Origin of the sequence: Chromobacterium vaccinii, assembly GCF_001855275.1 — a bacterium.
In the GTDB taxonomy this organism is placed as follows: Bacteria; Pseudomonadota; Gammaproteobacteria; order Burkholderiales; family Chromobacteriaceae; genus Chromobacterium; species Chromobacterium vaccinii.
Genome location: NZ_CP017707.1, coordinates 3,926,276 through 3,948,377 on the forward strand (window position 1 = coordinate 3,926,276; position 22,102 = coordinate 3,948,377).

General features: G+C 63.2%; 22 protein-coding genes. 11 read left to right on the top strand and 11 right to left on the bottom strand.

Annotated features, from left to right (window positions below; all coding sequences use genetic code 11):
- Positions 1–6: 6 nt before the first annotated feature.
- Positions 7–438: a hypothetical protein gene (locus BKX93_RS18270; RefSeq protein WP_046155380.1), complete on the bottom strand. Its 432-nt coding sequence runs from the start codon at positions 436–438 to the stop codon at positions 7–9.
- A gap of 345 nt (positions 439–783) precedes the next feature.
- On the opposite strand from BKX93_RS18270, the gene BKX93_RS18275 reads away from it, so the two are divergent.
- The 4 genes from BKX93_RS18275 to BKX93_RS18290 all read left to right on the top strand — a co-directional run bounded on the left by BKX93_RS18275 (position 784) and on the right by BKX93_RS18290 (position 5,376).
- A complete protein-coding gene (locus BKX93_RS18275) occupies positions 784–1,182 on the top strand; it encodes a c-type cytochrome (protein WP_083340599.1) in 399 nt (132 codons plus the stop codon).
- Positions 1,179–2,570 (top strand): D-arabinono-1,4-lactone oxidase, encoded by a 1,392-nt coding sequence (locus BKX93_RS18280; RefSeq protein ID WP_046166341.1) that lies wholly within the window; start codon positions 1,179–1,181, stop codon positions 2,568–2,570. The genes BKX93_RS18275 and BKX93_RS18280 overlap by 4 nt, the downstream gene beginning before the upstream one ends.
- Positions 2,567–3,844 carry an alanine racemase gene (locus tag BKX93_RS18285; RefSeq protein ID WP_046166340.1) on the top strand — a complete coding sequence of 426 codons (1,278 nt, stop codon included), beginning with the start codon at positions 2,567–2,569 and terminating at the stop codon, positions 3,842–3,844. Before BKX93_RS18280 ends, BKX93_RS18285 begins: the two co-directional genes overlap by 4 nt.
- 104 nt (positions 3,845–3,948) lie before the next feature.
- Positions 3,949–5,376, top strand: coding sequence for a carbohydrate-binding protein (locus BKX93_RS18290; protein WP_046166339.1), 1,428 nt, complete (start codon positions 3,949–3,951; stop codon positions 5,374–5,376).
- A 119-nt stretch (positions 5,377–5,495) separates the two neighbouring features.
- On the opposite strand, the gene BKX93_RS18295 is transcribed toward BKX93_RS18290, so the two are convergent.
- The 3 genes from BKX93_RS18295 to BKX93_RS18305 form a co-directional block, all read right to left on the bottom strand.
- Positions 5,496–6,311, bottom strand: coding sequence for a DUF2076 domain-containing protein (locus BKX93_RS18295; protein WP_046166338.1), 816 nt, complete (start codon positions 6,309–6,311; stop codon positions 5,496–5,498).
- 209 nt (positions 6,312–6,520) lie between these two features.
- A complete protein-coding gene (locus BKX93_RS18300) occupies positions 6,521–8,020 on the bottom strand; it encodes a choice-of-anchor X domain-containing protein (RefSeq protein ID WP_070980798.1) in 1,500 nt (499 codons plus the stop codon).
- A complete protein-coding gene (locus BKX93_RS18305) occupies positions 8,017–8,889 on the bottom strand; it encodes a hypothetical protein (protein WP_070980799.1) in 873 nt (290 codons plus the stop codon). The genes BKX93_RS18300 and BKX93_RS18305 overlap by 4 nt, the downstream gene beginning before the upstream one ends.
- Positions 8,890–9,258: 369 nt before the next feature.
- Between BKX93_RS18305 and BKX93_RS18310 the strand changes: the two genes are divergently transcribed.
- Complete coding sequence (locus BKX93_RS18310) at positions 9,259–10,023, top strand: SDR family oxidoreductase (protein ID WP_046155372.1); 765 nt, start codon at positions 9,259–9,261, stop codon at positions 10,021–10,023.
- Between the two features lie 32 nt (positions 10,024–10,055).
- Here the strand turns inward: BKX93_RS18310 and BKX93_RS18315 are convergent, their stop codons facing one another.
- From BKX93_RS18315 to BKX93_RS25795, 3 genes are all read right to left on the bottom strand, one after another.
- Complete coding sequence (locus BKX93_RS18315; protein WP_070980800.1) at positions 10,056–10,661, bottom strand: hypothetical protein; 606 nt, start codon at positions 10,659–10,661, stop codon at positions 10,056–10,058.
- 164 nt (positions 10,662–10,825) lie between these two features.
- The gene (locus BKX93_RS18320; protein WP_070980801.1) at positions 10,826–11,281 is read right to left on the bottom strand and encodes a GNAT family N-acetyltransferase; all 456 of its coding nucleotides are present in this window, start codon (positions 11,279–11,281) and stop codon (positions 10,826–10,828) included.
- Between the two features lie 76 nt (positions 11,282–11,357).
- Positions 11,358–11,753, bottom strand: a complete 396-nt coding sequence (locus BKX93_RS25795; RefSeq protein WP_244887195.1) for a hypothetical protein — start codon at positions 11,751–11,753, stop codon at positions 11,358–11,360.
- Here BKX93_RS25795 and BKX93_RS26010 point away from each other — a divergent pair.
- The 3 genes from BKX93_RS26010 (at position 11,691) to BKX93_RS18335 (ending at position 14,067) form a co-directional block, all read left to right on the top strand.
- Entirely contained in the window at positions 11,691–11,870 is a 180-nt protein-coding gene (locus tag BKX93_RS26010; protein ID WP_369094632.1) for a double zinc ribbon domain-containing protein, read from the top strand. The two genes, BKX93_RS25795 and BKX93_RS26010, sit on opposite strands and share 63 nt — an antisense overlap.
- A 171-nt stretch (positions 11,871–12,041) precedes the next feature.
- The gene (locus tag BKX93_RS18330) at positions 12,042–12,461 is read left to right on the top strand and encodes a hypothetical protein (protein WP_046155368.1); all 420 of its coding nucleotides are present in this window, start codon (positions 12,042–12,044) and stop codon (positions 12,459–12,461) included.
- Positions 12,462–12,975: 514 nt separating this feature from the next.
- On the top strand, positions 12,976–14,067 hold the full coding sequence (locus BKX93_RS18335) for a CV39L family lectin (protein ID WP_144410138.1): 1,092 nt from the start codon (positions 12,976–12,978) through the stop codon (positions 14,065–14,067).
- A 152-nt stretch (positions 14,068–14,219) separates the two neighbouring features.
- On the opposite strand, the gene BKX93_RS18340 is transcribed toward BKX93_RS18335, so the two are convergent.
- Positions 14,220–14,633 (bottom strand): GFA family protein, encoded by a 414-nt coding sequence (locus tag BKX93_RS18340; RefSeq protein ID WP_222103264.1) that lies wholly within the window; start codon positions 14,631–14,633, stop codon positions 14,220–14,222.
- Positions 14,634–14,828: 195 nt separating this feature from the next.
- Positions 14,829–15,776, bottom strand: a complete 948-nt coding sequence (locus tag BKX93_RS18345; protein ID WP_070980804.1) for an AraC family transcriptional regulator — start codon at positions 15,774–15,776, stop codon at positions 14,829–14,831.
- Between the two features lie 104 nt (positions 15,777–15,880).
- On the opposite strand from BKX93_RS18345, the gene BKX93_RS18350 reads away from it, so the two are divergent.
- From BKX93_RS18350 to BKX93_RS18365, 3 genes are all read left to right on the top strand, one after another.
- Positions 15,881–16,618, top strand: coding sequence for an SDR family oxidoreductase (locus tag BKX93_RS18350; RefSeq protein WP_070980805.1), 738 nt, complete (start codon positions 15,881–15,883; stop codon positions 16,616–16,618).
- 653 nt (positions 16,619–17,271) lie between these two features.
- Positions 17,272–17,466 carry a hypothetical protein gene (locus BKX93_RS24830; RefSeq protein WP_145929336.1) on the top strand — a complete coding sequence of 65 codons (195 nt, stop codon included), beginning with the start codon at positions 17,272–17,274 and terminating at the stop codon, positions 17,464–17,466.
- Between the two features lie 514 nt (positions 17,467–17,980).
- Positions 17,981–19,080, top strand: a protein-coding gene (locus tag BKX93_RS18365) for an IS3 family transposase (RefSeq protein ID WP_145929247.1) whose coding sequence is annotated in 2 segments (ribosomal slippage) — positions 17,981–18,242 and positions 18,242–19,080 — 1,101 coding nt in all. Because the reading frame shifts where the segments join, the coding sequence is not laid out codon by codon here.
- A 312-nt stretch (positions 19,081–19,392) separates the two neighbouring features.
- On the opposite strand, the gene lysS is transcribed toward BKX93_RS18365, so the two are convergent.
- A complete protein-coding gene (lysS, locus tag BKX93_RS18370) occupies positions 19,393–20,901 on the bottom strand; it encodes a lysine--tRNA ligase (RefSeq protein WP_070980808.1) in 1,509 nt (502 codons plus the stop codon).
- Positions 20,902–20,991: 90 nt separating this feature from the next.
- Positions 20,992–22,099, bottom strand: a protein-coding gene (gene prfB / locus BKX93_RS18375; protein ID WP_104946273.1) for a peptide chain release factor 2 whose coding sequence is annotated in 2 segments (ribosomal slippage) — positions 20,992–22,014 and positions 22,016–22,099 — 1,107 coding nt in all. Because the reading frame shifts where the segments join, the coding sequence is not laid out codon by codon here.
- Positions 22,100–22,102 lie beyond the last annotated feature (3 nt).

The following is a 22,102-nucleotide window of genomic DNA, read 5'->3' on the forward strand; positions in this document are numbered from 1 at the left end:
CGAGGATTAATGGTCGCGATGGTCGCCATGCCACTCGTCGCGGTGGTCGTCATGGCGGTCGTCGCGGTGGTCGCGTTTCCATCCCTCGTGGCGGCCGTTGTCATGATGGTATTCGCGGTAGTGCGGCACGTAGACGCGGTTGTACCAGTCGTCGCGGACGAAATAGACCCGGCGGCCACAGGCGCCGTACTGCCGGCAGTATCGGTCCCAATGCTTCATGTGGCCCGGCGGCACGCGCAGGTAGATCGGCGGCGCGGCCACCGGCACCGGCTGCACGATTATCGGTTGCGGGCTGATCAGCTGGGGCGGCGGGTAGCCGCCGATGTCGATCTGGCCGTAGAAGCCGGGTTCGCCGACGCTGATTGAGACGCCGGCCTGGCTGGGCAGGCTGGTCAGGGAGGCGGCGATCAGCACCGCCGCGGTCATCACGTGTTTCATGGCAAGTCTTCCTTTTACGTTGCGGACGCGTATTGCGCATGCTTGCACTATGGCGTCGGTTTGTTTCGCAATCGCAAAGGAAAGATAGCCACTGATTGCGATTTGTATCTGTTCATAACCGTAACAATGTGTACAGCAGCGGCATGCGGCATCAACGGCGGCCGCGGCGCGCCTGCCGCGCGGCGGCGGTTCCTGAGGGGGAAAAGACGGGAAATGAAAATGACATTAATGGTGTGTTGAATGTATATTAAAGCCATTGTCATCAAGCGGCCGGATTGTCCGGCCGCTTGCGCTTGAGGCGCCGCGGGCGCGCCATTGCAACATCCCGATATCCGAGGAGACGGCATGGAGGCAGGCAGGAAGACGATGGCTGGCCGGCATCGGCGCGGCATGGTCTTGGCCGGACTGGTGGTTTTGGCCGGTTGCGGGAGGGGAGAGGTCAAGCCGCAGGCGGCCGATCTGCAGCGGGCGGAGACGCTGCGGCCGATGGATGCGCAGCTGGCGCGCAAGTACGAGCGCTCCTGTCTGATCTGCCATGGCAACCAGGCCAGCCAGGCGCCGCTGGCCGGCTTCGCGCCGGCCTGGGAGGCCAGGCTGGAGAAGGGCATGCCGCTGTTGCTGACCCATGTCCGCGATGGCCTGAACGCGATGCCGGCGCGAGGTTATTGCAATGATTGCAGCGATCAGGAGTTCACCCGGCTGATCGCCTTCATGGCTGACGGCGGGCCAGGAGGCGCGCGATGAGGCCGGCACTGAATCGTCGGGCCTTGCTGCAACTGGGCGGCGGCGCGCTGCTGGGCGCCTGGGCCGCTCAAGCGGCCGGACCGCGGTCCGCCGCGTCCGCCGGCGGTTATCGCTGGCGTAACTGGAGCGGCCTGCAGAGCTGCGCCGCGCAGGCGCTGGCCACGCCCGGCGACGAGGCCGAACTGGCGCGACTGCTGCGCGAAGCGGCGCAGACCGGCACGCCGCTGCGCTGCGTCGGCGCCGGCCATTCCTTCACCCCGCTGGTGCCCACGCCCGGCAAGATCGTGTCGCTGGACCGGATGTCCGGCCTGCTGGCGCATGACGCGGCCGCCGGCGAAGCCACCTTGCTGGCCGGCACCCGCATCGGCCAGCTGGCGCGCTTGCTGGACGCGCAGGGACTGGCGCTGCGCAACCAGCCGGACGTGGATGTCCAATCCTTCGCCGGCGCGATCAGCACCGCCACCCACGGCACCGGCGCCGGCCTGCCGGCCCTGCACGCCGACGCGCGCGCGCTGCGGCTGCTGACGCCATCGGGACTGACCCTGGACTGCGGCAAGGGCCGCGACGAGGATCTGCTGCAGGCGGCGAGAGTGTCGCTGGGCAGCCTGGGCGTGATCGCCCGCGCCACCGTGGCGACGCTGCCGGCCTATTATCTGCAGCGAAAATTATGGCTGCTGCCGGCGGGACAGATGCTGGACGCCGCGCCGGAGCTGGCGCGCCGGCACCGGCATTTCGAGTTCTACTATCTGCCGTTCACCGGCTACGCCGCGGCGATCACCCACGACATCCGCCCGCCGGGACCGGCGTCGCGGCCGGAGTCCGGCGATGAGGAGATGCTGCAAGAGCTGCGCCGGCTGCGCGATTGGCTGGGAGGCATGCCGGCGCTGCGGCGCTGGACCGCGCAGAAACTGATCGATCCCGATCTGAGCGAGCAGGCCTTCGACAAGTCCTGGCGGCTGCTGTCCACCGTGCGGCCCACTCGCTTCAACGAGAGCGAGTGGCATGTGCCGCGGGAGGCCGGCATCGCCTGCGTGCGCGAGGTGATCGAACGGCTGGAGCGGCGCAACGATGTGTTCTTCCCGCTGGAGTTCCGCTTCGTCAAGGCCGACGACGCCTGGCTCAGCCCTTTCTACCGCCGCGACTCCTGCTCGATCGCCGTTCATGCCGCCGCCGGCGAGCCGCATGATTATCTGCTGACCGAACTGGCGCCGGTTTTCCGCAAATACGAGGGCCGGCCGCACTGGGGCAAGCTGCATCCGTACGGCGCGGCGGAGCTGGCCGCGCTTTACCCGCGCTGGAACGACTTCCTGAAGCTGAGGCGGGAGCTGGATCCCAAGGGCGTGCTGCTCAATTCCCATCTGCGCCGCGTGTTCGGCGTGGCGGCATGAGCGGGCCATCGCGCGGCCGGCGCCGCTTGCTGGCAGCTTTGGGCGCGGGCGGGGCGGCAGTCTGGCTGGCGCGGCCCTCCGCGCGCGGGGCGCCGCACGACGCTTATTTCCGCGGGTTGCAGGCGGCGCTGCGCCAGGCCGGCATCGCCGAGCCGACGCTGGTGTTGGACCGCGAGCGGCTGCGCGCCAATATCCGGCGGATCGCGGGCCATCTGGCCGGCAAGATGGCGCTCAGGGTGGTGGTGAAGTCGCTGCCGTGCCCGGCCTTGCTGGCCGAGGCGGCTGCGCTGGCCGGCACCGGGCGGCAGATGCTGTTCAGCCTGCCGCAGCTGGAGGCGATGGCGAAGGGCGGCCGGGACATCCTGCTGGGCAAGCCATTGCCGGCCGCCGCCGCGCTGGCGTTTTACCGCCAGTTTTCCGACATGGATTTCCAGCCGGAGCGGCAACTGCAATGGCTGGTGGACACGCCGGAGCGGCTGGCGCAGTACCGCGAGCTGGCGCGCGGGCAAAATCTGCATTTGAAGCTCAATTTCGAGATCGACGTCGGCCTGCACCGCGGCGGCATCGCCGACGCCGCCACGCTGCGGCGAATGCTGGACATGGTGGCCGTGGAGCCGCGGCTGCAGTGGTCCGGCCTGATGGGTTACGACGCGCACGTGGCCAAGATTCCGGATCTTCCCGGACTGAGGGACAAGGCTTTGCGCCACGCCCGCGCAAGCTACGCCGCCTTCGCCGCCATTGCGCGGGCGCATCCGGCGGGAAGAATCTCCGAGCCGTGCTTCAACGCCGCCGGCTCGGCCACTTACCGGCTCTATCCCGGCGATGGTCCGGAAAACGAGGTGGCGGTGGGCTCGGCCATGGTCAAGCCTAGCGATTTCGATCTGCCGCTGCTGGATGAGCTGCTGCCGGCCTGCTTCATCGCCACGCCGGTGCTGAAGGCATTGCCGCGCTTCGAACTGCCTTACGGCGTGGAGTGGCTGGGCGGGCTGGCGGGCGGCTGGGACGCCAACGCGCGGCGCGGCTATTTCATCTACGGCGGCAACTGGCAGGCCGACGCCGTATCGCCCGCGGGCCTGGCGGGAAGCGGACTGTACGGGCATTCATCCAATCAGCAACTGCTGGTCGGTTCCGGCTTGCAGGCGCTGGCGGTGGACGACACGGTGTTCTTCCGCCCGCGCCAGAGCGAGGCGGTGCTGCAGCAGTTCGGCGATATCGCCGTGTACGAGGGCGGCCGCATCGTCGACAGGTGGCCGGTATTGCCGGCCACCGGCTGAGGCTGGCTGAACGGCCAGCAGCCCTATGGGGAGGGGCGGCCTACCATGGCCGGGGCATCGGCGCTGAGCCGGCGCCGTTCATCCATCTTCAGCAAGGGGCATGCATGAACCCATTCGCCAAACCGGACCGCGGCGCGCGGACCGCCGACACCGCGGCCATGCCGCCGCTTCCCGACCGTTTCATCATGGGCTTCTGGCACAACTGGCCGTCCTCGGCCGGCAATGGTTATCAGCGCGGCACGTCGGCCGACATCGCGCTGGACGATGTGCCGGAGGACTACGCCGTGGTGGCGGTAGCCTTCATGAAAGGCGCCGGCATCCCCACCTTCAAGCCCTGGAACCTGAGCGACGAGGCTTTCCGCGCCCAGGTGGACGCGCTGAACGAGCAGGGCCGCGCGGTGCTGGTTTCCTTGGGCGGAGCCGATGCCCACATCGAACTCAAGGCCGGCCAAGAGGACGCGCTGGCGGGAGAGATCATCCGCTTGGCGGAGCTTTACGGCTTCGATGGGCTGGACATCGACCTGGAGCAGAGCGCGATCGCGGCGGGCGACAACCAGACGGTGATTCCGGCCGCGTTGAAGATGGTGAAGGACTACTACCTGGCGCAAGGCCAGCATTTCATCATCAGCATGGCGCCGGAATTCCCTTACCTGAAGCCGGATGGACACTACGCGGCCTATATCGCGGCGCTGGACGGCTATTACGACTTCATCGCGCCACAGTACTACAACCAGGGCGGCGACGGCGTGTGGGTGGACGAGTTGAACGCCTGGCTGTCGCAGGATGACGAGGCCAGGAAAGAGGACTTTCTCTATTACCTGACCGACAGTCTGATCCACGGCACGCGCGGCTATCTGCGGATTCCGGCCGACAAGCTCGCCATCGGCTTGCCGGCCAATGCCGATGCCGCCGCCACCGGTTTCGTCCGCGATCCGGACGCGGTGTTCAACGCCTTCCGCCGGCTGGAGGAGGCGGGCAACCCCATCCGCGGCCTGATGACCTGGTCGGTGAACTGGGACGATGGCCGCGACGTGGCCGGCCGCGGCTACGACTGGAGCTTCATCCGCGACTACGCCCCGCTGCTGGAGGGCGGAGCCGGGGGCGATCGCCCGCCGGCGCCCGGCAATCTGCGCGCCGGCGAGATCGGGCGGGATTTCGTCGCCCTGGCTTGGGACGCGCCGGCCGGCGGCGATTTTCCTATCGTGGAATACCGGGTGTATCGCGATGGGCAGCAAGTGGGTCTGACCACCGCCGCCGATTTCCGCGACGTCGGCCTGCGCCCTGGCGGCGATTATCGGTACCATGCGACCGCGCTGGACGACGCCGGCCGGGAATCCCTGCCAGGCAACGGCGTTCTAGTGCGCACAGACGGCGATGGCGAGCCGGATTATCCGGAATGGCAGAACGGCATCCAATACTTGGTGGGAGACGGCGCCGGCTATCAGGGAAAGCGTTACCGCTGCCTGCAGGCCCATGTGTCCAATCCCGGCTGGACGCCGGATGAGGCCATTACCTTGTGGCAGCCGGCCTAGCCTGATCGGCGCGCGCAAGAAAACCGCCGCGGCATGCGGCGGTTTTCCATATGGTCTCGGGCTTGTGGCTGGTTTTCCCGATACCGCAGGCGATATCGGCCCGGGCCTCCGAACAGGGCTTAGGCGGAAGCGTTGTCGTCTTCGCTGTACTCGTCGCTGGCGTAGTCGGAGTCGGCCACGGTCTGGTAGTCGTCGCGCGGGAGCGCATCTTCCCGGTAGCCGGCGTCGTCCTGGCCGTCGGACTCGTAGTAGTTGTTGATGGTGATGTGTTGCTCCACCGGCTGTTCCGCCTCATAACCGGCATGGCCTTGTCCGCTTTCATGGTTGGGCTTGTCGTCGCTGAACAGGCTTTCTATGCCCTGGACCAGGAAGGTGCCGGCGGCGACGCCGGCGGCGGTGGTGGCCACATTGCCGAGGAAGCTGCCCACGCCGCTGGTGAAACCGCCGGCGCTGCCGCCGCCGAAAAAGCCTTGGCGCGGCGCTGGGGCGGGTTGCTGGTAGACCGGCGCGGCTTGCTGATAGGCGGGCGCTGCCGGCGGATAGGCCGGAGGCGCCGCTTGGTAGGCGGGTGCGGGCTGTTGATAAGCGGCAGCCGGTGCAGCCTGGCGCGGAGCGGCGAAGGCGGGCGCCGCGGGCGCGCTGCTCCAGGCCGCGGAACCGGCGTTGGGATCAAGGAAGGTGCCGGGCGCGCCGGCGGGGACCGGCGCGCTGCGAGCGGCTTGCAGGTCCGATTGCAGTTTGGCGATTTGGGCGTTGGCGGCGTTCAGCGCCTGGTCCTGTTGCATGCAGCGCAACACCAGCAGGTAGACGGCGTCCGGCTGTTGGGCCGCGGCCTGCATGATGGTGGCATTGGCTTGCGGGTCCTTGGCCATGCCGCGGACTTGTACCAGTTGATTCAGGAAGTTTTGCAGCGCTTGGGTTTCTTGCGGGGTCATATCTTGCTTTTCCGGGGAAGGGTAGAGATGGCGCGGCTGGCGTCCATCTCAGTTGAGCATGCCGATTCAGTTTGTAAACGAATTGTATATGCGTTTGGATTGATCGGGGAAGGTCGCATGGCCAAGGCATGAATGAAAAGGGCGGCCTGGGTGGGCCGCTCCTCAGTTGCCGGCATGGGGCGATCGGGCGATGCCCGGCCGGCGCGTCCTCAGACAACGGTGATCGTCGACTGGGCCTTGAGCGGGCAGGGCAGGCTGTCGTCGAAGGTGATCTCGATCGCGCTGGCCACGAAGAAGCCGCCGATGTGCTGGGCGGCGATATGCGGCGGGGTGCCGGGCTTGGTCAGATTCACGTCCTGGGCGAACACGAACACCCGCCAGATGCCGCGCACGTCCTGGTGCTGCTGCAGCAGCAGCCGGTAGGCGCGCTCCAGGTCCAGGCTGCCGGCATAGGTGCCGTCGTTGGCGGCCGGATCGAAGCCCAGGCCGTCGTCGGTCAGCGGCGCGACGAAATACAGCCCCTGCGGCGCTTCGAACAGGGCGAAGGAGTACAGGTCGCTGCCCTTGAACAGCGTGCCGTCCTGGCGCTGGAAGCTAGCCCGCACCCACAGGGGGGCGAACGCGTGGACCACGTCGGGCGTTTCCACTTTCACCGGGCCGGCGGCATGCACGTTGACCTGGGTTTCCGTCACCGCGTAGTGATAGGTCTTGCCGGTGGTGAAGCGCTCGTAGGTCCAGGACACATCGGTTTTGTAGGCCTTGCCCGCCACCGGCGCTTCCAGCATCTTCCACTTGGCCACCACCCGCTCGGCCACCGTGGTCTCGCCGGCCGCCGGCGGCGTGGCCGCCTGGCCGCGCCAGAACGGATCGGCCTCGTCCGAGCACGCCACCGCGATCGCCCCGGAGGCGATGGCCGAGGCCACGCCGGCGACGGTGAATTCGGGTTTTCCCGATGCCGCGCCCTTCAGCGAACAGCAGTGGACGCTGGGGTCTGTCTCCTCCACCGAGCCGCCGACGCTGAAGTTGGCCTTGCCCGCGCCGGCGGCGGCGGCGATCCCGGCCACCAGCGCGGCGATCACGGCGACGATGATGGCCAGCACCTTCCACCAGGGGTCGGAGAACGGCAGCTCGGCATGGGTGCCGGCGTAGGCCGGATTCGGCTTCCAGGCCATGGTCAGGCCGGTGGGCACCATCGGGCCGAAGCGGGGCGGGCAGCGGCATTCCTTGCCGTTGTCCGTCGGCTCGCCCCAGGTCTTGCCCGGCGCGTGGCCCTGGATGTTGGAGATGGTCAGCGTGCCTTCCTCCACCGTGCAGGTATAGGTGTTGCTGGCGCTGTCGAAGCGGGTCTGCGACACGAAGATCTGTTGGATGGAGCGCTGGGCGGCGAAGCCGTCGGCGCGGGCGATGAAGCTCACCAGCGGCTTGCCCGGCGTCGCGTGCTGGAAGTCCGCGTCCCAGGTCAGCAGCACGGTGCCGCCGGCGGGGATGGTGGGGAAGGTGAAGGTGTGCGCGGTGGGCGCGATGCCGGGATCGCCGACGCTTTCCAGATAAACGGTGACGTTGCTCAGCGGACTGGCCGAGGTATTGGTGAAATGCGCGGCGATGCGCAGCTGGTAGATCGCGTTGTCGAAGATGCCGTCGGGCAGCATGATGCTGCTCACCGGTTCGATCGCGAACGGGCGCGTGAGCACCTGGAGCGGCGTGTTCATAGTCTGTTCTCCTTGCCTTGCGGAATGACCACATAGCTGACGCCGCCTAACGGCTTGCCGGCGTCGTCGTGCTCGACGATGTGCAGCAGCTGGTAGTGGTCGGGATGTAGCTGGCCGGCCTGGATATCGAGGTATACCGGCACCGTCGCGCCGCGCGGCACGATCACGGCCAGGCTGGGCGCTTTCTCACCGTCGCTCTGGCCGCCGCAGCGCGGCTCCAGGCTCAGCCGGACCTGCACTTCGGGCTTGGGCGCGGGCCGTAGTTGCAGCCGGGCGAGTCCCAGGCGTTGCAGCTGGCGTTCGTCCAGCTCGCCGCCGAACTCGGCGGTCAGCCTCACCCGCCTGTCCTGCCGAGGCAGGCCATTGACGGCGATGCGTAGCATGGACGCCATCTTGCTGGCGTCCAGCACCGTCAGATTGCGTTGGGCGATCTGGTCGTGGGCCGGCGGGTCGAAGCTGTAGGAGGCCGGCAGCGGGTCGGGAATCGGGTTGCTGTCGCCCGGGCTATGCGCGACGGCCAGCAGGCATTCGTGGCCGTCGTTGACGATCTGCACTGCCCAGGGCACCAGGCACAGCACGTCCTGGCCCATCGCCTCCTTCGGGTCCGCCGGCAGATCGGCGTAGCCGGAACCGATGTAATTTACTGCGCCGGCCGTCATTTGCCCGGCCGGATTGGCCCAGTAGAAATCGATGCGGACGTTCTGCGCGTCCGCGTCGCCGATATTGTCCACATGGGCCCAGACATAGGCTTTCTGGCCGGAGACCGGCGTGCCGGGCGCGCCGTTGGGATCGTTGCCGGGAACGGCCCAGACGTCTGCGCTGAGCCACCAGTGCGGCGAACCGTCCCGTATCAGGATATGAGCAGACATGGTTGTCCTTTCGCGCTCAAGAGATGGATGGAAACATCCCCTATGAAGTCGGCGCGCAAAGGAACGCGTCAGCCCATCACGGCATGGACGGGGGCTTGGGTCGGCCGCCCGTTTAAGATGCGCCCGGCGTCTGTAGGCGCCGGTGCGGTCAGGGCAAGGGACGCGGGTGTTCCCTTGTATGTAGTGGTTAGTAATTTAGACCATTTGTTTTTTGATGTAATTGGATTATGCGGCTGTAGTGGTTTTTGCGGAGGGAAAGACGCCACACTTGATTCGTCGGACGGTCGGGGCGGGTTGGCAAGAATCGGGTCGCCGCGCGGGGCGCGCTGTTCCAGACTGGGCGCGTGTTCTGGAAAACGCGGAGGAAAAATGGAACAGCTTGCGGGAAAAGTGGCGATTGTGACCGGCGCCAGCGCCGGCATCGGTTATGAGGCGGCCTGCTTGTTCGCGCGCGAGGGCGCGCGGGTGGTCGCGGTGGCGCGGCGGGCGCATGAGCTGGAGCGGCTGGCGGCGTCCGTCCGGCGGGAGGGCGGGGAGATCGCCGTCGTGGCCGGCGACGCGCGCGAGGAGTCCACCGCGCGGCAGGCGGTGGAGGAGGCGGTCCGGCGCTTCGGCGGTTTGGACATCGCCTTCAACAACGTCGGCGCGGTGGGCGAGGCCGCGCCGGTCCACGAGATCACGCCCGAGGCCTGGCGTTTCGCGCTGGATACCAATCTGACCAGCGCCTTTCTGGCCGCGCGCCGCCAGATTCCGGCGATGCTGGCGCGGGGCGGCGGCTCTCTCATCTTCACGTCCACCTTTGTGGGGCATACCGCCGGTTTTCCCGGCATGGGCGCCTATGCCGCCGGCAAGGCCGGGCTGATCGGCCTGACCCAGGTGATCGCCGCCGAATACGGCGCGCGCGGCATCCGCGCCAATGCGCTGTTGCCGGGAGGCACCGACACCGAGATGGGCCGCGCCGCCGCGCCCACGCCGGAGGCGCGCGGCTTCGTCGAGGGGCTGCATGCCTTGAAGCGGCTGGCGCGGCCGGAGGAAATCGCCCGCGCCGCCTTGTTCCTGGCGTCCGACGCGGCCAGCTTCGTCACCGGCAGCGCGATGCTGGCCGACGGCGGAGTGTCGATCCAGCGGGGCTAGCTGCGGCGAAGCCGGTTTGAGGCGCTTCAAGCTCAGTTTGGTCCCGGGCAAACCGTGCTTTGTCCGTTGAGGCCCTGCGTCCGGATGGCGAACGAGGCGGCGCGATGGCTGCCGGAGCCATTGATGGTGATGACGTAGAGGCTGTCGTAGTCGGAGTCGGACCAAGAGGGGATATTGGCCGATTGCTTGAGGTTGGAGAAGATCTGCTTGGCCAGCGTGACGATCTTCTTGTGTTCCCAGGCGACGAAAATGGTGGCCCCGGCGTAGTCCGAGTCCAGCAGCTTGGCGGCCAGGTCCGATGTCTGGGTGAAGCCGTAGCCGGTGTTGACCGGCATGCCCAGGCGGATGGCGGTGGGTTCTATCGTGGCCAGCGGGCACACGTAGTAATAGTTGTTGCCCGAGTCCGATACCTGGATGGCGGGATCGGGCGCGAAGATCGCGTCCGGCGCGCCGAAGGCGCTGGTCAGCACCTGCGGCAGCGCCAGCGCGCGGTTCAGTCCCTGGCAGGTGATTTGCCCTAGCCCCTGGGCGGGTTTCTCGCCATGGCGGAGCAGCACGATGGTTTCGGTGGCGGCATGAGCGGGGATGGACAGCAGCAGCGCGATCAGCGCCGGCCATTTGGTAAACGATAGCTTCATGTGGATTATCCCGATATCAAATTGGCGCCCGCCGGCGTGGAGCCGGGGCGCGTCAGTGCTTATAGCTGATCAATTTGACAATGGCATGTATCGGGCCGTTGCTTTTGCAAGGATGGCGAGATGCGGCCGGCGGGGTTGTTGGAGGTTGGGGAGAGGCGGGGTCGTCAGGCCGGCACATCGCTGCCGTAAACGATGAAGCCCTGATGCTCGGCCACCTTGTCGTACAGCGCGCGGGCCGTTTGGTTGGTCTGGTGCGTTTGCCAGTAGAGGCGGTTGCACCCGGCGGCTGCGGCCATCTGCTTGGCGGCGTCGATCAAGGCTCGCGCCACGCCTTGGCCCCTGGCTTCCGGCGCGGTGAACAAATCCTGCAGGTAGCACACATCGGCCAGGCGAGTGGTGCTGCGGTGAATGACGGTATGGGCCAGGCCGACGATTTTTCCATCAAGCTCCGCTACCAGCGCGTCTACCGGCTCCCGGTCATCAAGAAAGCGCGCCCAGGTCTGCCGGGTGATGTTCTCCGGCAGCGCTGTTTCCCCGGCGCGTCCGTAAAACGCGTTATAGCCATCCCATAGCGGCCGCCAGGCTTGGTAGTCGTTTCGGTCAACAGGTCTGATAATCATGTTTGCTCAATCCGTGTTTTATTCATTTCTGCCAAGGGGGAGATGTAGCCGGAGGCTAGGGATAGCATGCCAGCTCTCATTCAAAATGGATAGTTCGAGTCAGTTGCTTGATAAGGGAAGCCGCGCGCGGGATGAGCAGGCTCTTACCGCCGCCAGCGCCGGCGTTGCGCTTTACCGGCCGCTCCCATGGGGCTGCGATGAGGTTGGACATTGCTTGAAGCGCGGGAAATGGAGAGTGGAGCAGCCAGGCCCTTGACCCTCTAGCGGCTACAGGCGTTTTCATGGCGCTATCTACATCAAAGGGAGACAGGCAATGGGTCATTTCGGAAAACTGTTTGGCCGCCATCACGGCCGCGATGAGCACCATGGCCGCCGCGAAGGCCACTCCGCTCCACAGCCTGCGCAGACGCTGTCGGCAAGCTGCCCGAGTTGCCGGCGGGGGAATGATCCTGCCGCGCGGTTCTGCCAGCATTGCGGCGCCGGGCTGGTTCCGCGCCGCTGCGGATCATGCGGGCAAGAAGCTGTCGCCGCGGCGAAGTTCTGTTCCCACTGCGGCGCAGGATTGGGCCGAAACGAGATTGGCCGATAGGGATAGAGGGTTGATATTTATTTAACTTTCTAATAGGTATATTAACCAATTGAAGATAAGCATGGCCGAGCCTATGCTGGACTTGTTATGATGACTGCATTTCCTGGCGTGAATTCCTTGCCGCATGAAAGCGGCAAGCTCCGCCGGGCAGCCAAGCTCAGGAGTGTCGCCATGTCGATTTTTTCCATCCAGCCATCGCATCAAACCGTTGAGCGCGTGCCCATTCTTGAGCGCGTGCGCGCCGTTTTCACCGGCTTGAAGAGGGCGGATGCCCGTGCGGAGGCGCCGCTTGTGCCTGGCAAACTCGATTTGGGCAATATCACCGTCGCTGAAGGCAGGGCCGCGATCTGCGCGCTGCTGAAAGCTGGCCGGATCAACCGCGAAGAAAGCCGCAGCCTGAAGTTGGCGATGGATGTCAGGACGCTCAACATCCGTTATGGCGACCCGATCCCCGAGCGCTTCGATTTGATGGCGGAAGCTTGCCGAGCCATGGAAAGCGGCAAAAACATGGGCTGCTGGGATCAGGTGCAGTCGTTGGCGCATGGCCTGGAGGTGATGCAGGCGTATCAGCTGGAGGCTGAGTCCGTCTGAAGATGCGCCATGCCGCCATGGATGGCGGCGCAAAACAGCCAGCCCCGCCCTTCGGCGGACTGGCTGTTTTTCATGCGTGAGTGAGGCTTGCCCATTCCCCCCCGCGACCGCTCGTCGAGCTCTGGGGAGCGGAGTGGATACCAGGGTGTCCGGCTGGCCATCCGGCCACGGATGCTTCCCGCGGGGCTGGTCCGATGTCTCATGCCGACTGGCGGCATGTGCGGGATGCTCGCGCAGCGCTTGGGCTCCGCGCGCCTAACAGCCTGAATGGATGGGCGCTCCGCTTGGCATGGAAAAGGAGAGCCATGCGCTGCCGCAGCATGTTGTTTTTTCTTCGATGGATGCGCTGGGTCAGCTAAGTGAAAACCGCAGGATTATGGCGTTTGCTTGCCTTTTAGTTCTAAAGCATGGGGTTGAGCACTATTTTCCGGCCTAGAGTGGCGGGGCTCGGTCATGGCCGTCGAGCCCTGAGCTGCCAGGTCGCATGCATGTTTCAACTCAAGGAGTGAGCAATATGTCATCGCAATTTCATGGTTTGGCTATTGGAAACGGCAACAGCAATTATCTTCAGGTATTGGGACTCTCCAACATCACGGACACCGCTTATCTGACCGACTGGCAAGACTCCGGCGGCAACTGGCACGCGGGTTTCGCGCTGCCGGTTCCGTCCGACTATCCGAAAGGGCATTTCTTCCAACTGGCCACCGGCGTCGGCAACAGCAATTATCTGCAGGTGCTGGGCGCGGGCGAGGATGGCAATCCCTACCTGGTTTCGTGGCAGGACGGCAGCGGCAAATGGCACGGCGGCATGCCGCTTCCCAAGCCGAGCGGCTACAGCGGCGGTCCCCTGGTGACCGGGATCGGCAACAGCAATTACTTGCAGGTGATCGGCGCCAGAGTGGAATCCTCGCCGTATCTGGTGGCTTGGCAGGACAATGGCGGCAACTGGCATGCCGGCATGCCGCTGCCGAATCCCAGCGGTTACGCGGGCGGTTTCCAGCAACTGGCGACCGGCAACGGCAACGACCATTTCCTGCAAGTCGTGGGGGTGGGCAATGACGGCAACGCTTACCTGGTGACTTGGCAAAACGCTCAGGGCCAGTGGAGCCCGGGCTTCGCGCTTCCCAAGCCCAGCGGCTACAGCGGCACCTTCACGCAGCTGGCCACCGGTGTCGGCAACAGCAACTTCCTGCAAGTGCTGGGCATCGGCACCGACGGCAACGCCTACCTGGTCGCCTGGCAGGATAACGGCGGCAACTGGCACCCCGGCTTCGCGCTGCCCAAGCCCAGCGGCTACAACGGCACTTTCGCCAAGCTGGTCACCGGCATCGGCAACAGCAACTACCTGCAAGTGTTCGGCATCGGCAGCAATGGCGTGGCCTACCTGGTTTCGTGGCAGGACAGCGGCGGAAACTGGCATGGCGGCCTGACGCTGCCGCAACCGTCCGGCTACAACGGCAGCTTCTCGCAACTGACTACCGGCAATGGCAACAGCCATTTTCTGCAGGTAGTCGGCACCGACGCGCAGGGCAATGTCTACCTGGTGTCGTGGCAAGACTCCGAAGGCAAGTGGCACGCCGGTTTCGAGCTGCCCAGGGCATCGTGATGCGTAGATGAATCTTGAGTTTCGGCTTGCGCAAGCAGGCTGAAATCCAAGCCAGGCCCTCCGCGATCAGGAGGGCCTGTTTTTATCGCGATGCCGGCGATCAGGGGCTGGCGAGTGGCAAGAGAGGGATACGCCCCATGCCTGGTGATGCGCTAACCTTGAGCCGGGCCTTGCTTCTTGGGAAGCTGGGGATTCATGAAGTCCCAGGCCGCGGCGCTGGCCACGTGGAAATCCAGCTTGGGGGCGTAAAGCGAGGTTTCGTTCAGTGTGCCCGCCTTGATGCCCAGCATGCCGGGAAAGCCGCCGAACTTGGCGAACAGCTGGGAGCCGCAGTTCGGACAGAAGCCTCTGCCATGCGTATTGCCGCTGTCGGCCGTGGTCTCGAAATACTTGGCTGTTCCAGACACAGTGACTTCTTTTTCCGGGAACAGCATGGCCGGTATATAGGCGCTGCCCGAGCTGCGCTGGCAGTCCTTGCAGTGGCAGTTGCCGGCAAACAGAGGCTCGACATCGACTGAATAATGGATTTCGCCGCACAGGCACTGCCCGGTGTATTTGGACGTCACATTCATCTCCGTATGGATTGGGTTGGTTCGATGCCGCAGCCAGCGGTGGTGGCAGGGGATGTGATACGGCAGACTATATCCACCTGGAATGAATGTGTGAAGCATGTGGATTGGAGTGGCTGGGCTGCCCGCGCTGGCGGGCGGCCCAGCCAGCCACATTCCGATCAGGCCATGTTCAGCCAGGAATGGCGCCGTTTATTTGTCTCGCCTCGGCGATTTGTCGGCCGGCCCTGCGCTTGGCTGGCGTCGATAGCGCCCCGGGCTTTGCCCGACAATCCGCTTGAATGCGGAGTGGAACGCGGCTTCCGAGCCATAGCCTATGCTCTCGGCGACGGTTGCGATGCTTTGCCCCGCCTCCAGCGCGGCCTTGGCCTTGGCCATGCGCCAATGGGTGAGGTAGTCGATGGGCGTCATGCCCACCCGCGTGCGGAACCGCTCGGAAAACGCTGTGCGCGACATCGCCACCGCCGCGGCAAGCTCATCCACTTTCCAGTGCCGGGCCACATCCGCGTGCATCAGGCCCAGGGCCTTGCCTATCCTTGGGTCGGCCAGCGCGCCCAGCCAGCCCGGCGCATGCGCGCCGGACGCCAGATGCGCGCGCAGCACTTGCACCAGTACCAGATTGGCCAGGCTGGCCGCGGCAACCGATGCGCCGGGGCGGGAGGTTTCCGTTTCCAAGCGCAGCAGATCCAGCGTGGCGCGCAGCGTCGGCGCGGTTTCCGACGCGGCCGGAATATGGATCAGCGGCGGCAGCGACTTCAGCAGGAGCCCGCTGGCGTGCGAGTCGAAAACGAAACGGCCGCCCGCCGCGCTGACCCTCTCCCCGCCTTGGCCATAGCGCACGATGCCATCCTCGCAACGATTCGCGGCGAGCACCGTGCGGCCATCGGCAGGCGCGAGCGAGGGATCGCTGCCGGTGCAATAGGCCTGCCCTTGGGTCAGCAGGTAAAAATCGCCCTGGTTCAGCCTGAGCGGCGGAGCGCCGTCCTCGAACCACAGCCAGAAAGCGCCAGCCAGCACGCCGCCGAACTTCATGTGCTGATAAGCGGAAAACCGCAGCGACCACGCGCCATGCGCCTCGAACCGCGCCGACAGCACGCTTTCGACTTTTAGCAGGTGGAAGACATCGGAGAGCGGGTCCATATCAGTTTGTACGATCAATAAATAATTTAGCTGGATTGATTATAGATTGAACGGGATGGGCAGGCGAACATGCACGCTCCTGGATACGAGACAAGGAGAGCATCATGTCGGCCATCAAAGACAAGGTCGTGGCCATTACCGGCGCGAGCAGCGGAATCGGCGCGGCAACCGCGCTGCTGTTGGCGGAGCGGGGAGCGAAAGTCGTGCTGGGCGCGCGCGGCGAACATCGCCTCCGCCATCTGGCCGAACGGATCGAGCAAGCGGGCGGGCGCTGCGCATGGGCATGCGCGGACGTCAGGCGGCGGCAGGACGTGTCGCAGCTGGTTGAACTGGCTTGCGCGCGCTACGGCAAGCTGGACGTATTGATCAACAACGCCGGCATCGGCCCGATCTCCCCGCTAGATGAATTGCGCATCGACGATTGGGATGACATGGTGGACGTGAACATCAAAGGCGTGCTGTACGGCATTCATGCAGCGCTGCCGGTGTTTCGTTCTCAGGGCTTCGGCCACTTCATCAATACCGCCTCCACCGCCGCGCATCGCATCGCGCCGAATATGGCGGTGTATGCGGCAAGCAAGGCCGCCGTGCGCGCGATCTCCGAAGGCTTGAGGCAGGAGGCTGGCGACAAGCTGCGGGTGACGGTGATTTCACCCGGCTTCACCCGGACCCATTTCGCAGAGTCGATGACCAACCAGGCTGTCAAAGCGCAAATCACCGCCAGCATGGAGGCATTCGCCATGGCGCCGGAAGCGGTGGCGCGGGCGATTGCGTTTGCCATCGAGCAGCCGGCGGATGTCGACGTGGGTGAAATCATCGTCCGCCCCACCGCGCAGGGATAGACGCAGAGGCGTAGGGTGCAATACTCGGCGTGAAACGATTAGAGGCAGCGATCTTCCCGCCGGGCATTGCACCACCTTGGCGTACAGCGAAATCAAAACAGCCTGCCGCTGGGAAGCGGACAGGCTGTTGGCTCATGGAGCAGGGCTTACCGCACGCGGGTGAGGAGCGTTGCAACTCGCCCATGCGCTTGTCCAGCGGCGTTAGCAACTTCGCGATGTGCAAGAGGGCAAGTAAAGAGGCAGATCACCGACTGGAAGCCCAAAGGTAGTGGTAGATGCGGAAGATCACTTCGATCTCCGGCGACTCTATATTTTTGTATAAAAGTGAAAGACCCTGCGCGTGTCGCTCAAGCATTAATGTTTTGTCATTGTTAAACTGTCGGCATATTGTTGCCTCTCTTTGCTGAGTATCGTTTTTTTTTGGAAATTTAAGATGTGAAAGCGCACATTTATATTTGTAATTAATTCGGCTGTATATATTGTAACAATGAGTCATGCAACGTAAGCATTGTATGGGTTGAGTGAAATAACTTGCCGGAAATCCTATTGTCATGATAGGTTTTTGTTGAATAACACAGAGGCTATTTAATGCTTGAATATACGAATGTGTCGTGAATTATGTTTGAGATTTCCTTTAATTTATAGGGCTGGTGATGAAAAAACTATCAATGGCACTATTTTCATTTTGTTTTGTATGGTTGTCTTTTTCTGCAATGCTTTATGGTGTTGCAAGGTATTACTCGCCAGGAGGGGACGAGGTTGATGTAAAGCTTGTTGTTTTTAAAACGTTCATCTCAACAGTAATAGTTGTATTGGTTGGTTTTTTTTCAAAGAGAAAAAATGATTGAATTGACTATTGATGAAATAGAAACAGTTGCTGGCGCACGAGGCGAGTGCGCAAATCAAATTGTTGGGGCTGGTGGTGCGGGAATGGGAGCGGGTGCATTGGCAGGTGGAGCGCTTGGCGCTTTGTCCCCCTTCCCTGGAGGGGCAGCTGTTGGTGCGTACTTTGGTGGCATGGCTGGGGCGCTTCTTGGAGGAGCTTGGGGATCTAGTGGAGGAGCTTGCCCCTCTGGCGGTGGTGCTGGAGGAGGCTATTTAGTGTTTATACATCATTTATTGTAGTTTTCGTCTGGATTTATTTTGAAATTACAGACTAATGGGATGGAGTAATTGAAGTTCCTCCCTGTCGTATTACAGTTAATCACATTATCAAAACAGCCAGTCCGCAAAGCGGGCTGGCTGTTGGTTTTTATGGCGCCGGGCTTACTGCACGCGGGTGTGACCTCCTCCCGCAAAAACGTAGCGGCGAAAAGTAGAGATTTCTGGCAAATTTAAGCCCATCCGGGCAGGAGATTTGTCATGAAAAAATCGAAGTTCACCGAAGAACAGATTGCCTTCGCCTTGCGCCAGGCGGAATCCGGCACCACCGTCGCCGAGGTCTGCCGCAAGATGGGCGTCTCCGAAGCCACCTTCTACAACTGGAAGAAGAAATACGGCGGCCTGGGCGTCAGCGAATTGCGCCGCCTGAAACAACTGGAAGAAGAGAACGCCCGCCTCAAGCGCATGGTCGCCGACCTGAGCCTGGACAAGCAGATGCTGCAGGAAGTCATCCAAAAAAAGCTGTGAGGCCGGCTCGCAAACGCGAGCTGGCGAACTTCCTGATCGACGCCTACCGCGTCAGCATCCGTCGCGCCACCGCGGTCATTCAACTGCGGCAAGCTACCTATTTTTATCGCCCTCACCCTCGAGACGATCGTGCGGAGCGGCAGCGAATCCACGAGATCGCCGCCACGCGTATTCGTTATGGCGCGCGCCGCATCCACGTCCTGCTGCGGCGTGAGGGCTGGCAGATCAATCACAAGAAGACCTACCGGATCTACTGCGAGGAGGGTTTGAACCTCCGGCGCAAACGGCCCAAGCGGCGAGTGGCGGCCGCGCACCGGCAAGCTCGGCCGGCGGTCTCCAGTTTGAATGCCTGCTGGAGCATGGATTTCGTCGCCGATCAGTTGTTCAACGGCCAGAAAATCCGGGCCTTAACTGTGGTGGATAATTTTAGTCGGGAGAGCTTGGCGATCACGGTGGATTTCGCGCTGAAAGCCGCAGACGTGGTTGCTACGATGCAGCATGTGCAAGCCTTGCGCGGGACACCGCAACGAATTCAGGTCGACAACGGCAGCGAGTTTATTTCCCTGGCGCTGGACCAGTGGGCCTATGAGCAAGGCGTCACGCTGGACTTCTCACGACCAGGGAAACCCACGGATAATGCCTTTATCGAGTCATTTAACGGCAGTCTGCGGGATGAGTGCCTGAATGTGCATTGGTTTTTATCGCTGGATGACGCACGTGAAAAGATCGAGCGTTGGCGGCAGGATTACAATGAATTCAGGCCGCACAGTTCGCTGGGCGACCAGACCCCGAGCGAGTTCAGACTTGCTCACCTTGAAGCCGGAAATCTCTAGACTAGACCGCTCGGTTAGCCGGGAGGAGGTCACATCACTGTCATTAAGTTCCTTTTTCAACTCTGTTATTAAATCAAGCCAGCTGGGTAGCTTGATGGATTTTGTTTCAGAACTTTTTGATATTCCCGCGCCAACAAATATTGCTAGGCTATTATCATTATTTGCTTTGATAATATTGGCTATATGTTTAAGGTTAGTTCCCAATTCTTTATCCTTTCTTTTAACGATGAGGTATATTTGATGGTTAATAAAAAAGCCGCCCACCTTGCAGTGAGCGGCTTTTTCTTTAGCCCAATGTAAGCTCGCTAAAGCTTACTCCGGACGCATATGCGGGAACAAGATCACATCCCGAATAGAAGGCGCATCCGTCAACAACATCACCAAACGGTCGATGCCGATGCCACACCCGCCCGTCGGCGGCAGGCCGTATTCCATCGCGCGGATGTAGTCGGCGTCGTAGTGCATCGCCTCGTCGTCGCCGGCATCCTTCTGGGCGACTTGGGCCTGGAAGCGCGCAGCCTGGTCTTCCGGATCGTTCAACTCCGAGTAGCCGTTGGCGTGCTCGCGGCCCACGATGAACAGCTCGAAGCGCTCGGTCAGGCCCGGCTGGGTGTCGGAGCCGCGCGCCAGCGGGGAGACTTCCACCGGGTAGTCGATGATGAAGGTCGGGTTCCACAGCAGCGATTCGGCGCATTCTTCGAACAGCGCCAGCTGCAGGCTGCCCAGGCCAGGGGCCGGGGGCAGCTTGCCGCCCAGGCGCTTGATCTCGCTGGCCACCCAGGCGGAATCGGACAGCTGAGCGTCGGTGTATTGCGGGTTGTAGTGCTTGATCGCTTCCACGATGGTGAAGCGGTCGAACGGCTTGCCCAGGTCCACTTCCTTGCCTTGATAGCTCACGGTGGTCGTACCGCAGGAAACCAGCGCGCACTCGCGGATGATGGTTTCGGTCATCTCCATCATGCGCTGGTAGTCGCTGTACGCTTCGTAGAACTCGATCATGGTGAACTCGGGGTTGTGGCGCGTGCTCATCCCCTCGTTGCGGAAGTTGCGGTTGATCTCGAACACGCGTTCCAGGCCGCCCACCACCAGGCGCTTCAGGTACAGCTCCGGCGCGATGCGCAGATAGAGCGGCATGTCCAGGGCGTTGTGGTGCGTGGTGAATGGCTTGGCCGATGCGCCGCCCGGAATCGGGTGCATCATCGGGGTTTCCACTTCCAGGTAGCCTTCGCTCACCATCACGTCGCGCACTTTCTGCACGATCTTGGAGCGCTTGATGAAGGTGTCGCGGCTTTCCTCGCTCATGATCAGGTCGGCGTAGCGCTGGCGGTACTTGGTTTCCTGATCGCTGATGCCGTGGAATTTTTCCGGCAGCGGACGGATGTTCTTGGACAGCATGCGCACTTCGGTCGCCTGCACGGTCAGTTCGCCGGTCTTGGTCTTGAACAGCACGCCCTTGACGGCGATGATGTCGCCCAGGTCCCAGCGCTTGAAGTCGGCGTAGACGTCTTCGCCCACATTGTCGCGGGAGATGAAGGCCTGGATGCGGCCGCTGCTGTCCTGCAGGGTGGCGAAGCTGGCTTTGCCCATCACACGTTTAAGCATCATGCGGCCGGCGACGGCGACTTCGATTTTCTCGGCTTCCAGCGCTTCCGCTTCTTTGGCGGCGTGGTCGTCCTGCAGCGGTTTGGCGAAGTGGCTGCGTTTGAAGTCGTTGGGGTAGGCGATGCCTTTTTCGCGGATCGCTTTCAGTTTCAGGCGGCGTTCCGCCATGATCTGGTTTTCGTCTTGGCTTTGCGCCTGTGCTTGTTCGTGATCAGACATGATGACTCCGTGCCGGGTAGGGTTCCTTCGGCAATTAACTAAAACTACAACGCGAAGGCCGGCCCCGCGGAGGGGCCGGCCCGATATGGCTTAGACGCCGTGCTTGAGGCTGGCTTCGATGAAGCCGTCCAGGTCGCCGTCCATGACGCCCTTGATGTTGCCCACTTCGTAGCTGGTGCGCAAATCCTTGATGCGGGACTGGTCGAACACGTAGGAGCGGATCTGGTGGCCCCAGCCCACGTCGGTCTTGGTGTCTTCCAGCGCCTGCTTGGCTTCGTTGCGCTTCTTCAGCTCCAGCTCGTACAGCTTGGCGCGCAGCATCTGCCAGGCCTCGTCGCGGTTGCGGTGCTGCGAACGGTCGTTCTGGCACTGCACCACGATATTGGTCGGGATGTGGGTCAGACGCACGGCGGAGTCGGTCTTGTTGATGTGCTGGCCGCCGGCGCCGGAGGCGCGGTAGGTGTCGGTGCGCACGTCCGCCGGGTTGATGTCGATCTCGAAGCTGTCGTCCACTTCCGGATACACGAACACCGACGAGAACGAGGTGTGGCGGCGGGCGTTGGAGTCGAACGGCGACACGCGCACCAGGCGGTGCACGCCCACTTCGGTGCGCAGCAGGCCGTAGGCGTATTCGCCCTCGATCTTCAGCGTGGCGCTGGTGACGCCGGCCACTTCGCCTTCGGACAGTTCCAGCACGTCCACCTTGAAGCCCTTGCGTTCGGCGTAGCGGGTGTACATGCGCAGCAGCATGCCGGCCCAGTCTTGGGCTTCGGTGCCGCCGGCGCCGGCCTGGATGTCGATGAAGCAGTTGGTGGGGTCCATCGGGTCGTGGAACATGCGGCGGAATTCCATCTTCGCCACTTTCTCTTCCACTTCTTCCAGATCGGCCTGCACCGCGAGGATGGTGTCGTCGTCTTCCTCGCTCTTGCCCATGTCGAACAGTTCGCGGCTGTCGCCGATGGTGGCGTTGATGCTGTCCAGCACCAGCACCACGTCTTCCAGCTGTTTGCGCTCGCGGCCCAGATCCTGCGCCTTTTTGGGGTCGTTCCAGATATCCGGGTCTTCGGTCAGGCGGCTGACTTCTTCCAGACGGTCTTTTTTACCGTCGTAGTCAAAGATACCCCCGAATGTCGGCGGCGCGGGCGGCCAGGTCTTCGATTTTGGCCGCGATTTGGTTCAAAACTTCAACTTCGATCATGCT